General features: G+C 70.8%; 16 protein-coding genes and 1 tRNA gene. 4 read left to right on the top strand and 13 right to left on the bottom strand.

The window, feature by feature from the left end:
• Positions 1-10 precede the first annotated feature (10 nt).
• Positions 11-748 (top strand): hypothetical protein, encoded by a 738-nt coding sequence (locus AACG61_RS05575; protein WP_411839011.1) that lies wholly within the window; start codon positions 11-13, stop codon positions 746-748.
• On the opposite strand, the gene AACG61_RS05570 is transcribed toward AACG61_RS05575, so the two are convergent.
• The 4 genes from AACG61_RS05570 to AACG61_RS05555 all read right to left on the bottom strand — a co-directional run bounded on the left by AACG61_RS05570 (position 745) and on the right by AACG61_RS05555 (position 3633).
• Entirely contained in the window at positions 745-1209 is a 465-nt protein-coding gene (locus AACG61_RS05570) for a MaoC family dehydratase (RefSeq protein ID WP_411839010.1), read from the bottom strand. The genes AACG61_RS05575 and AACG61_RS05570 overlap by 4 nt on opposite strands.
• Positions 1210-1247: 38 nt before the next feature.
• Entirely contained in the window at positions 1248-2543 is a 1296-nt protein-coding gene (locus AACG61_RS05565) for an MFS transporter (RefSeq protein WP_411839009.1), read from the bottom strand.
• Positions 2540-3010 (bottom strand): MarR family winged helix-turn-helix transcriptional regulator, encoded by a 471-nt coding sequence (locus AACG61_RS05560; RefSeq protein WP_411839008.1) that lies wholly within the window; start codon positions 3008-3010, stop codon positions 2540-2542. Before AACG61_RS05560 ends, AACG61_RS05565 begins: the two co-directional genes overlap by 4 nt.
• Before the next feature lie 77 nt (positions 3011-3087).
• The gene (locus AACG61_RS05555; RefSeq protein ID WP_411839007.1) at positions 3088-3633 is read right to left on the bottom strand and encodes a TetR/AcrR family transcriptional regulator; all 546 of its coding nucleotides are present in this window, start codon (positions 3631-3633) and stop codon (positions 3088-3090) included.
• A 111-nt stretch (positions 3634-3744) separates the two neighbouring features.
• On the opposite strand from AACG61_RS05555, the gene AACG61_RS05550 reads away from it, so the two are divergent.
• The 3 genes from AACG61_RS05550 to AACG61_RS05540 are packed head-to-tail and all read left to right on the top strand — an operon-like array spanning position 3745 to position 6546.
• On the top strand, positions 3745-4521 hold the full coding sequence (locus AACG61_RS05550) for an SDR family NAD(P)-dependent oxidoreductase (RefSeq protein WP_411839006.1): 777 nt from the start codon (positions 3745-3747) through the stop codon (positions 4519-4521).
• 41 nt (positions 4522-4562) lie between these two features.
• On the top strand, positions 4563-5573 hold the full coding sequence (locus AACG61_RS05545; RefSeq protein ID WP_411839005.1) for an NADP-dependent oxidoreductase: 1011 nt from the start codon (positions 4563-4565) through the stop codon (positions 5571-5573).
• Between the two features lie 28 nt (positions 5574-5601).
• Entirely contained in the window at positions 5602-6546 is a 945-nt protein-coding gene (locus AACG61_RS05540; protein ID WP_411839004.1) for an aldo/keto reductase, read from the top strand.
• Between the two features lie 801 nt (positions 6547-7347).
• Here AACG61_RS05540 and AACG61_RS05535 read toward each other — a convergent pair.
• The 9 genes from AACG61_RS05535 to AACG61_RS05495 all read right to left on the bottom strand — a co-directional run bounded on the left by AACG61_RS05535 (position 7348) and on the right by AACG61_RS05495 (position 14141).
• A tRNA-Phe gene (locus AACG61_RS05535) sits at positions 7348-7423 on the bottom strand.
• Positions 7424-7517: 94 nt separating this feature from the next.
• Positions 7518-7694, bottom strand: coding sequence for a DNA gyrase inhibitor YacG (locus AACG61_RS05530; RefSeq protein WP_411839003.1), 177 nt, complete (start codon positions 7692-7694; stop codon positions 7518-7520).
• Positions 7694-8749, bottom strand: a complete 1056-nt coding sequence (locus tag AACG61_RS05525; protein ID WP_411839002.1) for a ribonuclease E/G — start codon at positions 8747-8749, stop codon at positions 7694-7696. The genes AACG61_RS05530 and AACG61_RS05525 overlap by 1 nt, the downstream gene beginning before the upstream one ends.
• Positions 8746-9348, bottom strand: coding sequence for a Maf family protein (locus tag AACG61_RS05520; RefSeq protein ID WP_411839001.1), 603 nt, complete (start codon positions 9346-9348; stop codon positions 8746-8748). Before AACG61_RS05520 ends, AACG61_RS05525 begins: the two co-directional genes overlap by 4 nt.
• 37 nt (positions 9349-9385) lie before the next feature.
• On the bottom strand, positions 9386-9604 hold the full coding sequence (gene infA / locus AACG61_RS05515; RefSeq protein WP_010397442.1) for a translation initiation factor IF-1: 219 nt from the start codon (positions 9602-9604) through the stop codon (positions 9386-9388).
• Between the two features lie 87 nt (positions 9605-9691).
• On the bottom strand, positions 9692-10828 hold the full coding sequence (locus AACG61_RS05510) for a hypothetical protein (RefSeq protein WP_411839000.1): 1137 nt from the start codon (positions 10826-10828) through the stop codon (positions 9692-9694).
• Between the two features lie 61 nt (positions 10829-10889).
• Complete coding sequence (locus AACG61_RS05505; RefSeq protein WP_411838999.1) at positions 10890-13520, bottom strand: ATP-binding protein; 2631 nt, start codon at positions 13518-13520, stop codon at positions 10890-10892.
• Positions 13510-13782 (bottom strand): hypothetical protein, encoded by a 273-nt coding sequence (locus tag AACG61_RS05500; RefSeq protein ID WP_411838998.1) that lies wholly within the window; start codon positions 13780-13782, stop codon positions 13510-13512. The genes AACG61_RS05505 and AACG61_RS05500 overlap by 11 nt, the downstream gene beginning before the upstream one ends.
• Positions 13782-14141 carry a response regulator transcription factor gene (locus AACG61_RS05495; protein WP_411838997.1) on the bottom strand — a complete coding sequence of 120 codons (360 nt, stop codon included), beginning with the start codon at positions 14139-14141 and terminating at the stop codon, positions 13782-13784. Before AACG61_RS05495 ends, AACG61_RS05500 begins: the two co-directional genes overlap by 1 nt.
• Positions 14142-14194: the final 53 nt, after the last annotated feature.

Raw genomic sequence — 14194 nt, 5'->3', positions numbered from 1 at the left:
GACCCCGACGATGCGTTTGACCAAGCTGATGGCGGCGATGGCCGCGACCGTCCTGCCCGTCCTGCCCGCCGCCGCGCAGGAGGGCGCGTGGCAGGGCCAGGCCACGGCCTATGTCTGGGGGGCGGGCCTTGGCGGGGACGTCACGCCCTTCACCGGCGCGCCGACCGTGCGGGTGGACAAGTCCCTGTCGGACGTGCTGGACGACCTGGACGGCGCCTTCTTCCTGTCGGGCTATGCGCGCCGGGACCGGTTCGTGCTGATGGGCGATCTCAGCGTCGCCTCGGCCAGCGAGGAGGGGATGGTGCCGCCGGGCCTGCCGGCCCGCGCCAAGGTCCGCCAAAGCTCGCTGACGCTCTTGGGCGGATACCGGGCCATCGACATGCCGGGGATGCACATGGACGTGCTGGCGGGCGCGCGCCTGTGGCAGATCGACGGAACCGCCGACGTGGCGGGCGGGGCGATCACGCGCAGCGGGGACAAGTCCTTCGCCGATCCGATCGTGGCGCTGCGCGTGAACTACACCCTGTCGCCGCGCTGGAGCGCGCTGTTCCATGCCGATTACGGCGGCTTCGACATGGGCGGCGCGCATGACACCAGCCAGGTCGTTGCCACGGCGAACTATCAGGTGACCGACCGGCTGTACCTGTCGGGCGGCTACCGCCAGCTGAACGTCGACTATCGCGAGGGGGGCACCCGCATCGACATGACGATGGCGGGCCCGATCATCGGCGCGACCCTGCGGTTCTAGGCGTCTCCGCCCGCGGAGGGCCTGCGCGGCACGACCAGGTTGCCGACCGAGATCTGGACCGGCTGGTCGTGCTGGTTCAGCGTCACGGTCCGCAGCTTGATCATCCCGCGATCGGGTCGCGACCGGGAGGGCCGGACCTCGAGCACCTCGATGCGCAGATGCAGTTCGTCAGCCGGGCGCACCGGGCGGGGCCAGGTCAGCTCGTCGAAGCCCGCGCCGATGATCCCGCCCCGGGGCACCACGCCGCTGTCCAGCATCAGGCGCATCGTGATCGCCGCCGTGTGCCAGCCACTGGCGGCAAGGCCCCCGAACAGCGTGTCCCGCGCCGCCGCGTCGTCCAGGTGGAAGGGCTGCGGGTCGAACTCGGCCGCGAACCGCCTGATCTGCGCCAGGTCGATCCGGTGGCGGCCCGACACGAAGGTCTGGCCGGGCGCGAAATCCTCAAGGTGATGTCCCGTCATGTCACGGCTCTCCGGTCCGTTGGGGGTTGCGGGGCCGGTCATGTCGCGGCCGCCCGGACGCGCGGTCCGCTGGCCGCGATGAAGGCCGCGATGGCCAGCGCGGCCCCGATGCACAGCACACCTGCCGCGAAGAAGGCCGGCAGATAGCTGTCCAGCGCGGTCCGCGTCTCTCCGGCGGCCCAGGCCGCGGTGGCCGCGCCCAGCTGATGGCCGGTGAACACCCACCCGAAGACGATGTTGGCACGCTCGCCGAAATGCTCGGTCGCCAGCTTGACCGTGGGCGGCACCGTCGCGACCCAGTCCAGCCCGTAGAAGATCGCGAAGATCGCCAGCGCATAGAGGCTGAAGTCGCTGAACGGCAGCCAGATCAGCGACAGCCCCCGCAGCCCGTAATACCAGAACAGCAGCCAGCGGCTGTCATGGCGGTCCGACAGCCAGCCCGACCCGACCGTGCCGACGAAGTCGAATACCCCGATGACCGCCAGCATCCCGGCGGCGGTGATCGCGGCCATGCCGTAATCGCCGCAGAGCGCGATGAAATGCGTCTGCACCAGACCGTTGGTCGAGGCGCCGCAGATGAAGAACGTCCCGAACAGCAGCCAGAACATCGGCACCCGCACCGCGTCGCGCAGCACCGTCAGCGGTGACAGCATCATCGCGCCCAGGGACTGTCGCGGGGGCGGCGGGGCGTCCCGGTCGGTGCCGAAGGGCGTCAGGCCCAGATCCCGCGGGCGGTCGCGCATCAGCGCCATGACCAGCCCCGCGGCCAGCATCAGCGTCACCAGCGACAGCGCCAGCGCCGCGCGCCAGCCGATGCTGTCGGTCAGCGCCGCCATGACCGGCAGAAAGACCAGCTGCCCGGTGGCGGTGCTGGCGGTCAGAAGTCCGATCACCAGCCCGCGCCGCGCCACGAACCACCGCGACACCACGGTCGCGCCCAGGACCATCGCGGTCAGCCCGGTGCCCAGCCCGACGACCACGCCCAGAAGCAGCGTCAGCTGCCACAGCTGGGTCATCCAGATCGCGCCCAGCAGACCCAGGGCGATCAGCGCCTGCGACGCCAGGATCACGGGCCGCAGCCCGAAGCGGTTCATCAGAGCCGCCGCGAAGGGCCCCATCAGGCCGAACAGCACCAGCCGCACCGCGAAGGCGGCCGAGATCTGCCCGGTGGTCCAGCCGAATTCGTCCTGCAGCGGGCCGATCAGCACGCCGGGAATGCCGACCGCCCCCGCGGTGACCAGCATGGTCAGGAAGGTGACCCCCGCCACGACCCAGGCATAATGGATGTCGCGGCGCGCCAGACGGGCCGCAAGGGCGCGGGACAGGGCGGTCATTCCGCGTCCCCCTCAGGGTCGGACAGGCTGTCGGACAGGGCGCGGGCACGGGCCAGCATGGCCTGAAACGCCGGCCAGTCGGGGCCGAAGCCCGCGACGAAGGCCTCCTGCGTCGCGGCCCAGTCCGCCTGCGCGCGGGTGCGCAGGTCCAGTCCGGCCGGGGTTAGGGACAGGATGCGCTCGCGCCCCCGGCCCGGTTCGGCCTGCACCAGCCCGCGCCGCTCCAGCACCGCCAGCGCGCGATAGAGCGCGGTGCGCTCGATCGACAGGCGGTCGGCCAGCGCCATCGACGCCATCCGCCCCGCCCGCGCCAGATTGCTCAGGATCGCGTATTGCATGGTGTTCAGGTCATGCGGTGCCAGCGCCCGGTCATAGAGCCGCCCGGTCGCCCGCGCCGCGATCTTGAGGTTGGTCCCGGCGCAGAGGATCGGCCCCAGGGGCGCGCCTTCAGGCGGATGGTCGGTCATGGCGCTGTCTCCCCGGACGGAATCACGTTTGATGCATATACATCATCGATGTAATGTTGCATATGCATCTTCGTGCATCAGCCCTCCAGCATCCAGCGGCGGGTCTCCTCCAGGATCTCGTCCGACAGGGCGGGATCGTCGATGGCGCGGGCCAGGATCATCGCGCCGACCGCCGCCGACCAGGCGCCGATGGCGGCGCGGCGCGGATCGGGCGCGCCTTCGGCCGCCAGCGCCTCGGTCAGCCGGCCGATCTGGTCCTGCAGACCTCGGCTCATGGCGGCGCGCGCCTCGGCCGTCTGCCTGCGGGTGTCGCCGGCCAGCGCGGCGGTCGGACAGCCGCGATCCGGGGCGTCGCGGTGGCGCGGCGACAGATAGGCATCCAGAAAGCTCGCGAAGCCACGCGACGCATCCGCGCCCGGCTGCGCCATCGCATGGCCCAGGGTCTGCGCGATCAGGTCGTCCTTGGACGCGAAATGGCCGTAGAACCCGCCATGGGTCAGCCCGGCAGCCTTCATGATCTCGGCGACCGAGACCGCGTCGAAACCCCTGTCGCGGAACAGGCGCCCCGCCTCGGTCAGGATGCGGCCGCGATTCTCGGCCATCTGCTCCTTGGACACCTTCATCGCCGGACCTCGCTCTCATGGGCTTGACTTATTCATGATGGCCATCATATAAAATCCTCAATGATGATGACCATCATGAATATAGCCCCCTGATTGCCGGAGAGCAACGCCATGTCCCCGAAAACCCTGATCACCGGCGCCTCCAGCGGCATCGGCGCCGTCTATGCCGACCGCCTGGCGCGGCGCGGCCACGATCTGGTCCTGGTCGCCCGCGATCAGGCCAGGCTGGACACACTGGCCCGCGACCTGCACGCCCGGACCGGCATCGCCGTCGAGGTGCTGCGCGCCGACCTGACCGACGATGCCGACATCGCCCGCGTCGCGGACCGTCTGCGCGAGGATGGCGACATCTCGATGCTGATCAACAATGCGGGGGCGGGTCTGGGCGGCCTGGTCGCGGACCAGCAGGCGTCCGACATCGCCCGGCTCATCGCGCTGAACACGACCGCCGTCACGCTGCTGGCCCACGCTGCGGCCACCCGCTTCTCGCGGCAGGGGTCAGGCACGATCGTCACCATCGGGTCGGTCGTGGGGCTGGTGCCGGAATTCGCCAACACCGTCTATGGCGCGACCAAGGCCTTCGTGCTGTTCCTGTCGCAGGGGCTGTCGGTCGAGCTGGCGCCGCGGGGCGTGCGGGTGCAGGCCGTCCTGCCCGCCGCCACGCGGACCGAACTGTGGGATCGCGCCGGTGCCGATCTGTCCGGCCTGCCGCCGATGATGGAGGCCGCCGACCTGGTCGATGCCGCCCTTGCGGGCCTGGACGCGGGCGAGGCCGTGACCATCCCCGCCCTTGGCGATGCCGGGCTGTGGGACGCCTATCAGAAGGCGCGCGAGGCGATGCTGCCGGAGTTTGCGAACACGCGCCCCGCCGCACGCTATCTCGGCTAGTCGCCCGTGTTCGCCTTGCCCGTTTCGACCGGAGTATTCCCATGAAGGCCTATATCCTCGACGCCTATGCCAAGGGCGCCACGCTGCGCCTGACCGACTGGCCCGATCCTCGGCCCGGCCCCCGCGACGTTCTGGTTCGCATCCATGCCGCAGGGCTGAACCAGCTGGACAGCAAGATCCGCGACGGGGCGTTCAAGCCCCTGCTGCCCTACAAGCCGCCGCTGATCCTGGGTCACGACCTGGCTGGCACGGTCGAGGCCGTGGGCGCCGAGGTGACCCGCTTCGCCCCCGGCGACCGTGTCTGGGCGCGGCCCCGTGACGGGCGCATCGGCACGCTGGCCGAACGCATCGCCGTCGATCAGGACGATCTGGCTTTGGCCCCCGCCACGATCGGCATGGCCGAGGCCGCGTCCCTGCCGCTGGTCGCGCTGACCGCGTGGCAGGCGCTGGTCGAACAGGGACAGGTGAAGGCAGGCGACAAGGTGCTGATCCATGCCGGTTCGGGCGGCTTCGGCAGCGTCGCCATCCAGCTGGCCCGGCATCTGGGCGCCCGCGTCGCCACGACGGCCAGCGCCCGAAACGCCGCGATGCTGCACGATCTGGGGGCCGAGACGGTCATCGACTATCGCAGCGAGCGGTTCGAGGAGCGGCTGTCCGGCTATGACCTGGTCATCTGCGGGCAGGAGGACGACACGCTGGTGCGGTCGCTCAAGGTGCTGCGGCCGGGCGGGCGGCTGATCTCGATTTCGGGGCCGCCGACGCCGGACTTCGCGCAGAGGCAGGGGCTGAACTGGCCCATGCGGCAGGTCACGCGGGTCCTGAGCGCCAGCATTCGGCGCAAGGCCCGCGCAAGCGGGGTGCATTACGAATTCCTGTTCATGCGCGCCGACGGGGGCCAACTGGCGCGCATCGCGGCCCTGGTCGATCAGGGCGCGATCCGCCCGGTCATCGACCGAATCCTGCCCTTCGCCGAGGTGAACGCGGCTTTCGCCCACCTGGATACCGGTCACGCGCGGGGCAAGGTTGTGGTGGCCCTGCATCCCGACGCCTGACATTCCGAAAACACAAGGACGACGACCCATGGACTGCAAACCTTTCGGACGGACGGGGCTGATGGTCTCGGATCTGGCGCTCGGGACCGCCAATTTCGGCACCGTATGGGGCCACGGCGCGGACGAGGAAACGGCCGCCGCGATCTTTCACGCCTATGCCGAGGCGGGCGGCACCATGATCGACACCGCCGACATCTATCAGTTCGGCCAGTCCGAGCAGATCCTGGGCAGGCTGCTGGCCGGGCGACGCAACGAGTTCGTGCTGGCGACCAAATATTCAAGCGGGGCAGCGCCCGATGCGGGGCGCCTGGTCACCGGCAACAGCAGACAGGCGATGATCGCCTCGGTCGAGGCCAGCCTGCGCCGCTTGGCGACGGACCGCATCGACATCCTCTGGACCCATCAGCCCGACGGCGTCACCCCGGTCGAGGAGATCCTGCGCGGCTTCGAGGATCTGGCCCGGGCCGGCAAGATCCTCTATGCGGGCCTGTCGAACTTTCCGGCGTGGCAGCTGTCGCGCGCCGCGACCCTGGCCGAGCTGCGCGGCACCCTGCCGATCGCCGCGGCGCAGTTCGAATACAGCCTGGTCCATCGCGCCCCGGAGGCCGACCTGATCCCGGCATCGGCCGCGCTTGGCCTTGCGACGATCACCTACACGCCTCTGGGCGGCGGCATGCTGACCGGCAAGTATCGCCAGGGCGAGACGGGCCGGGCCGAGGGCATGGATGGCCGGAACTTCCGCCCGGAGGATGGCGGCCAGCGCACGCGGATCCTGGATGCGGTGCTGTCCGTCGCCGCGCAACAGGGCGCGACCCCCGACCAGATCGCGATCGCGTGGGTCGCCTCCCGCGGCGCGACGCCCCTGATCGGCCCACGCTCGCCCGAGCAGGCGCTGAGCAACCTCGGCGCCGTGCGGATCACCCTGACGCCCGAGCAGCGCCGCCTGCTGGACGACAGCAGCCGCGAAGCCTGACGGCGGGGGCCCCGCTCGGCACGGGCCCGAGGCAGGATCGCCTCACGCCCTACAGTTGGTCCGAGGGCGTGAGGCGACCGCCAAGACATGAACGCATTGCGTAGCAACGCTGTATCGCACGGACGCGGCGCTGAGTCTGACGGCGTGAGAGGTGGGACCCGCAGGCTTGTATTAGCTGCCGGCCCCGCAGCATCCGGCCCATGCAGCGCGCGTCCCCGACGGGCCGCCCCCCACTGCCGCCCGCATCTCGAGGCCGACGCGGCATGGATCCACGCCAGCCGGATGCTGAAACCGCATCCGCTCCCATGCCACCATGCCACCATGCCACCGTGCCACCATGCGATCCCACGCCGCAGCAATGGCAGAAGCGGCGCCAAGGGACCGCCAAGATGTGATTTTCGGACGTCTCGATATCGTCGAGCGGAATGTCCGGATTCTTTATGCGATCGGCAAAGCAGGGCACTCCGTTGATGGAGCTTAGAAGGTGCCTATTGCCGCACATTGGCGGAATGCCTTACATTCGTGAGATCAAGGCGAACCAGTGCTTCGTTTCCGATCAAGGACCTTGGGTCCGCAGCCTGCGCTATGCGACGACCGCAGAACTGGCAGCCGCAGGCTGTGGCAATGAAGTGGTTGCGGCGATCACGGGGCACAAGACCATCGCCATGACTGCCCAGCATGCCGGGCCAAGCGGGCGCAATCCATGCGTGCGACAGCATAGGACCAGAATGGACTTGCTGGAAGCCCTATCGAGGAATCCGACAAGGGCTTCAAATTTTCGGTGGCTATGTGCTTGATAAATGGTGCCCGGAGACGGATTTGAACCGCCGACACGCGGATTTTCAATCCGCTGCTCTACCAACTGAGCTATCCGGGCCCCTGATGCGCCGTCCGGCGCGGGATGCGTGGTGTTTACGAAGAGGCGCAGGGACTGTCCAGACCGAAATCGCCGATTCTTCGCCGCGGCGGTATTATTTGCGGCCCTCGCCATCGTCATCGGCGCCACCGCTCGGGACCTCGTCCAGGGGTGTGCCGGGGATGACGTAGCTGCCGCGCAGCCAGCGCGCCAGATCGACATCCGCGCAGCGCTTGGAGCAGAACGGACGATAGCGCGGATCGACGGGCTTGGCGCAGATCGGACAGGCCATCAGGCGCCCCCGGCGGCCTGCGCCAGCCGCGCCAGGGGCACGCGGTCACGCTTGCGCGTCAGCTCGTAGAGGCCCATCGCGGTCCAGCCGACCAGCGTGGTCTCGGACCCCGCACCGCGGAAGGCGGCCTGCAGGACCTGGTCCAGCGTGGCGCGGTCGCGCTTGGGCATGGGCGCGAAATCGACCACGACCTGCCCCCCGAGACCGCGCAGCGCCAGCTGTCGCGGCAGCTCGCGCGCCAGCGCGATGTTCGCCTTAAGGCCCGCGGCCAGCGACGTGTCGTTGCCCGTGTTCACGTCCACCGCGACCAGCGCGCGCGTCGCCTCGACGAAGGCGTCGGCGCTGCCCGGCAGGGCGATGCGGGGCGTCAGGAGGGCGTCCACGGCCTCCAGCACGCCGCAGCGCTCGAAGCTGTCCTCGCCCTCCTCGACCGCGTCGGGGGCGGGTTCGGCCCAGTCCATCCACGCCTGCTCCCACGGGCTGGGCGCGTCCAGAAGCAGCTCGGGACCGCCCGTGGTCTCGGCGCAGATGCGGTCCGCGAGGTCGATCAGCTGGGCCAGCTCGTCGCGGATCTCGGCGTCGTCGGCGTCCAGCGTGACGCTGCGCAGGATCAGGCCGTGATCGCGCGCGCCCAGAACCTCGCGACCCAGGGCCGCGAGAGCATCGCGGCGGTCCTCGTCGCGGATGCTGCGCGAGACGTTGACCCCCGGCGCGCCCGGCGTGACCAGCCCGTGCCGGCCGCGCACCAGAAGCCGCGTGGACAGGGGCAGCGCCTTGCCCTCCTCGGCCACACCGGCGATCTGGACCAGCACGGGCTTGCCCTCGGGGACGCCCTTGCGGTCGCGCAGATAGCCGGTCTGGCCGTCGGGCAGGCGCAGGAAGACCCCGCCCTGCCCCTTCATGAAGCGGTCCGTCGTGGCGCGGCAGATCGAGCCCGGCGCCAGCGGGGTCAGCGGATCGCCCGCGACCAGCAGATCGGCCAGCTGGCCGTCGACCATCAGCGCGGCGGCCTCCAGCCCGAACAGATGTCCCAGAACGACCTGACGTCCCTTCATGCAAAGGCTCCTTGCGGGGTGGGGTGGATTCCGATGGCGGCCAGCATCGCGGCGGTCTCGGACAGGGGCAGGCCCACCACGGCGGAGAAGGACCCCTCCAGCCAGGGGATGAAGGCCGCGGCCGCGCCCTGGATGGCATAGCCGCCCGCCTTGCCCTGCCAGTCGCCCGCGTCCAGATAGCGTTCCAGCGCGGCCGCGTCGATGCTGCGCATGCGCACGCGCGTCTCGACCAGGCGCAGAGCGGTGCGGGAGCCGTGACGCAGGGCCATGGCGGTCAGCACGACATGGCGCCGCCCCGACATCAGCCGCATGAAGGCCGCGGCCTCGGCGCGGTCGGCGGGCTTGCCCAGGATGCGGCGGCCGACGGCCACGGTGGTGTCGGCGGTCAGCAGGGCCTCGTCCGGGGCCAGGTCCAGCGCGGCGGCCTTCTCGGCGGCCATGCGGCGGACATAGTCGCGGGGCGTCTCGGCCTTGCGGGGGGTTTCGTCGATATCGGCGGGGCGCAGCGCGTCGGGCACGATCCCGATCTGGGCCAGCAGTTCAAGCCGCCGGGGGCTTGCCGATCCCAGGATCAGCCTGGGGCGCAGGTCGGCCATCATCCGGCCTCCGGTTGCGTGCTCCGTCCCGGGGGACGGCTCACTTGAAGCGGTAATTGATCCGACCCTTGGTCAGGTCGTAGGTGTTCATCTCAACCTGAACCTTGTCGCCTGCCAGAACGCGGATGCGGTTCTTGCGCATCTTTCCCGCCATATGTGCGATGATCTCATGGCCGTTCTCAAGCTCGACCCGGAATGTCGCATTGGGCAGGAGTTCCTTAACGACGCCGGGGAATTCGAGCATTTCTTCCTTGGCCATGGTCACTCCGTTCTCAACATCCCGTCAGATTCGGGACCGCCGTTACATGCGTCCGAAAGGCGCGGAATTCAAGGGAAAAGCGCCCGGTCAGCTGCGCAGCGCCGTCAGGTCGCGGCCCAGGGGCAGGTCGATGGGACCGGATGCGCCCGCGGCGTGGCGGAACGGGTCGGGCTGCGCGAGGTCCGCAGGCATCGCCGCGGCGCCAAGCGCGGCCCCCAGGGACAGGCCGTGCGTCGAGAGCGTCGGCGCGCCGTCATCGGCGTCCGACGCCTCGGGGTCGCGCAGGCGCAGCGCGTGACAGCCCTCGGCCTCGCCGAACTTGGCGGTGGCCAGCACCTGCCCGTCGGCGGTCTCCAGCGTGGCCTGCGTCAGGCAGCTGCGCGGCAGGGCCATCAGGCGGCCGGCCAACAGGCCCCGCAGCTCGGCCAGCGACACCCGCTTGCGGCACAGCACGCCCGTCACGACGACCGGCGCCTCCAGCATGGGGGCGGCCAGGCTCACGCGGACCGGGGCGGGCGCGGGCACGGGCGGCGCGACCGGCGCGGACAGCGCCGGGGTCGCGTCCGGGCGCGGCCGCAGCGCGGCGCCGGCAGGCTGCGGCAGGGCCAGCAGCACCTGCCCCTCGCGCATGTCGGGGGCGCCCATCGCGAGGTGGAAGGACAGGCTGCGCAGCGGCCGGTCCTCCAGCATCAGCGACAGGGGGCGCGGATCGTCCAGATGGGTCAGGAAGCGATAGCCGGCGATGGCCTCGAACCCCTCGACCCCCTCCATCTCGGCCGTCAGATCGGTCAGGAAGGCGTTGATGAAGTCGGCGCAGAGCAGCGCGTCGCTGCGCGTCGGGCGGCGGCGTTCCAACCCGCGCGAGGTCACGCGGCCCAGGGCCTGCCATTCGACCAGCGCCGCCACCGCCTGCGGACAGAGCGCGATGGCCCCCAGCAGGTCGCCCGGCCCCTGCAGCACCACGACCAGCGGCAGTTCGGGCAGCATCTCGGGCAGTTCCGCCAGGGTCAGCGCGCCGGGCTGGACGGACAGTGCCCGCACCGGCAGCTGATAGAGGCGGTCGGCCGCGCGGCCGATGGCGGTCGCCCCGGCGCGGGCGGGTGTCGGCGGGGCCGTCGCGGGCAGCTGGGGCGCGCCCCCCTGTCCAAGCCGGGCCTGCGCCTTGGCCTGCAACATGCGGCGCAAGACGCCCGATCCGTGGCTGTTTGGGTCTGCTTGGGTCATGTCCGGTCCGAATCAGGCTGTCGCTGCCTCCTCAGACTGGACCATCGAGGTTGAGAAACCATTAAGCCGGGACCGGCGGGCGCTGCGGCAGCTGGATGCGGAAGGCGGCCCCGCCCTGCCCCGGCAGATAGCTGATCTCTCCGCCCAGGGTCAGCATGATCTCGCGGCAGATGGCCAGGCCCAGCCCCGCGCCCCCCGCGCGCGCGGGATCGTTCAGCCGGGCGAACTTCTCGAAGATCAGCGACTGGCGCGCCGCGTCGATGCCGCTGCCGTTGTCGACGATGTCGATGACCGCGCCGCCGCCCTCGGGCCGGCGCACGCGGATGATCAGCTGCGGCCGCTCGGCGTCGCAATACTTGCGGGCGTTGCTGATCACGTTGATCAGCACCTGCAGCAGGCGGTCCGCGTCGGTGATGACACCCAGATGCTCGGCCAGGACGTCGCGGTCGATCGCGAAGCCCCGCTCGGGGCGGGTGGCAGAGGCCGCGGCCAGCGCGCGCCCGATCAGGTCGTGCAGGTTGGCCACCGTCACCGTCAGCTGCGCCCGCCCGCTTTCCAGGACCGACAGGTCCAGCAGGTCGTCCAGCAGCCGCGTCAGGCGCCCGGCCTCGTCATGGATGATCCCGGCGAAGCGGCCCCGCTCCTCGGCGGTCAGGCCGGGGTCCTTGAGGATCTCGGAGAAGGCCCGGACCGAGGTCATCGGCGTGCGCAGCTCGTGGCTGATCTGGCCCAGGAAGGCGTCCTTCTGGACCGACAGGGCGGTCAGCTTGTCATTGGCCTCGCGCAGCTGGCGGGCGGTGCGGGTCAGTTCGGCCCGCGCGGCCTCCAGGCGCTGCGTCTCCTCCTTGGCGCGCTGCGCCTCGCCCGCGACCTGCATCAGGTCGGCCACCGTCAGCGCGACGCCGCCCGCGACGCGGTCGATCATCGCATGGGCCGTGGCCGCGCCGATGGACCCCGCCAGCCGCCGCTCCAGCGCGTTCAGGAAGCGCGGCGTCAGGTCCGGCAGATAGCCGCTTTTCCCTTGGGCGCGGGCCTCGGCCTGGAAATAGCGCAATGCGGCATCCGCCCCCCACAGCCGTCGCGCCATGGCCAGCAGCGGCTCTGCCCGGTCCTCGCCGCGCAGCATGCGGCGATGGCGGATCGGCTCGACCGCCGAGACGAAGGAGAGGCCCTGCAACCGTTCGACCGGGTCGGGAAAGCCGAAGATCGACAGCCCGATGAAGGCCAGCGTGTTGACGGCCAGCGACAGCGCCACGGCCGCGGTCCAGGGATCGACGCCCTCTGGGACCGGCAGCGTCACCCCCGCCCCGACCGAGGGCAGGAAGATCAGCGCCATCCACAGCGCGGCCCCCGATCCGATGCCCGAATAGGCCCCCTTGCGGTTCGCGCCCCGCCACAGCAGCCCGCCCAGCATCGCGGGCAACACCTGCGCCATGCCCGTGAAGGCCACCAGCCCCATCGCGGCCAGCGCGGCCGAGCCGCCCGACGCCTCGTGATAGACCCAGCCCGCCGCCACGACCGCCAGGATCGCCAGCCGCCGCGCGTTCAGGACGAAGCCGCGCAGGTCCTCCATTTCATCGGGCGCGGGCACCCGGCGCAGCGCCAGCCAAGCCGGGACGATCCAGTGGTTCGACACCATGGTGGCCACCGCGATCGCACAGACCACGACCATCGACGTCGCCGCCGAGAACCCGCCCAGGAACACCAGCAGCGCCAGTCCGCTCTGGCCTGTGGCCGTGGGCAGCGTCAGCATGTAGAGGTCCGGGTCCGACCCGGCGGGCAGCAGGTCGCGCGCCATCACCGCGATGGGCAGCACGAACAGCGACATGGCCATCAGATAGGCCGGAAAGGCCCAGCCCGCGACATGCAGGCGCTCCTCGTCGGCGGCCTCGACGACCATCACCTGGAACATGCGCGGCAGGGTCAGGATCGCGGCCGCCGACACCAGGATCAGCGCGGTCCAGCGGTCGGGACGGATCAGCCAGCCTTCGGCCAGGACGGGATCGCGGCTGGCGCGGGCGATGCGCGCCAGCATGTCGGCGGGCCCGTCCGCCAGCCCCCAGACCACATAGACGCCAAGCGCGATGAAGGCCGCCAGCTTGACCAGCGCCTCCAGCGCGATGGCGGTGACCACGCCGTGATGGCGTTCGTCCGCCGCAAGGTTCCGCGTACCGAAGAGGATGGTGAACAGCGCCAGCCCCGCCGCGACCCACAGCGCCGTGCCGCCCCGCGTGGCCTGCGCGGTGCCTTCGGCGAAGACCTCGAAGGACAGGCGCACCGATTGCAGCTGCAGCGCGATATAGGGGGTCGAGGCCACGACCGCGATCAGCGTCACGATGGCCGCCAGCCGGTTCGACTTGCCGAAGCGGGCCGAGACCAGGTCCGCGACCGAGGTGACATGGTGCATCCTGGCCACCCGCACCAGCCGCCTGAGGCCCCACCACGCGCCGGTGAAGACGACGGTCGGTCCCAGATAGATCGTCGCGAATTCCAGCCCCGAGCGCGATGCGTAGCCGACCGACCCGTAGAAGGTCCAGGCCGAACAGTAGACCGACAACGACAGCGTATAGACCAGCGGATGGTCCAGCCAGCGCACATGGCCGCGCGCCGCCGCCCGGTCCGCCGCATAGGCTACCCCGAACATCAGCGCGACATAGGCCAGGCAGGTGGCCAGCAGCGCCTCAAACGGCATCGCGGTCCCCGGCGCGTTCGACGGGCTGCGTCGCGGCCTCGGCCCGCAGCAGCGCGCGGTGCAGCAGGCGCACCGCGACGATCAGCACCGTCCACAGCCCGAACAGCCAGACCGTGCCTCCGGCATAGGACAGGCTGGCCGGCGCCCACCAGACCGGCACCAGAAGCAGGATCAGCGTCAGCACCGGCAGCACCCGTGCCGCGTCGCCCAGCCTGCGGCGGTGAAAGGACGCCCGCTCCAGGAACAGCGGCCGCTCGGGCATCAGCGCAGCATGCGGCGCACCATGGCGCGCAGGTCGTCATTCTCGAAGGGCTTGGCCAGGACCGCGTCGGCGCGCGTGCCGCTGTCGGGCGACTGGCCGCGCGCGGTCAGCATCAGCACCGGCGTCGCCGCCAGGTCGGCATCGGCCGTGTCGCGCAGCTCGTCCAGGATCTCGGCGCCCGAGCGGTTGGGCAGCATCAGGTCCAGGATCACCAGCCGCGGGCGGGCGGCGCGGATCGCCTCGATCCCGCCGGCGCCGTCGGCGTGATGACCCACCCGCCACCCCTCGCGCGACAGGATGAAGCGCACCGCCTCGGCGATGTTGGGTTCGTCCTCGATCATCAGGATGTCCAGCTGCATCCGCCTCGTCCCCCCTTGCGGTCCGGCAGGCGGGCCGGGCCGTGGCGGCGATC

The organism is Paracoccus sp. ME4 (genome assembly GCF_046736325.1).
Taxonomy (GTDB): domain Bacteria; phylum Pseudomonadota; class Alphaproteobacteria; order Rhodobacterales; family Rhodobacteraceae; genus Paracoccus.
The sequence above is the reverse complement of the archived record's forward strand: the minus strand, read 5'-3'. Positions and strand labels throughout refer to the sequence as shown.